The sequence below is a fragment of the Streptomyces sp. NPDC059371 genome (assembly GCF_042751995.1).
In the GTDB taxonomy this organism is placed as follows: Bacteria; Actinomycetota; Actinomycetes; order Streptomycetales; family Streptomycetaceae; genus Streptomyces.
Genome location: NZ_JBHYXD010000112.1, coordinates 28926 through 29221, shown reverse-complemented (window position 1 = coordinate 29221; position 296 = coordinate 28926). Strand labels below are relative to the sequence as shown.

At 74.0% G+C, this 296-nt stretch carries 1 protein-coding gene; it reads left to right on the top strand.

All coding sequences use genetic code 11. The annotated features are described in order from the left end of the window. A partial coding sequence (locus ACFXGX_RS37350) for a hypothetical protein (RefSeq protein WP_384800952.1) occupies positions 1-182 on the top strand: 182 nt, incomplete at its 5' end. Positions 183-296 lie beyond the last annotated feature (114 nt).

Here is a 296-nt window from a genome sequence, read left to right as displayed (position 1 = left end):
CGGTTTGGGGGGCTGGTATATGTTTAACACCGACCGCCATCTCCCTCGACAAGCGGTTCCGTGACGAGGTCACCGGTGACCCCTGCGTCAGTTTCAACCGGACGTCGTGGCCGCACGGCGACACCGGTGACGCCCGGCCCCACGGTGTGCTGTTCGTCGTGAGCGACGGCGTCCTGCGGTGAGCAACACCTTCTCGATCCAGTTGTGCCCGGGGGGCCCCCCCCCCCCCCCCCCCCCCCCCCCACCCCCCCCCCCCCCCACCCCCCGGGGGTGGGGGCCGGGGGGGGGGGGGGGGC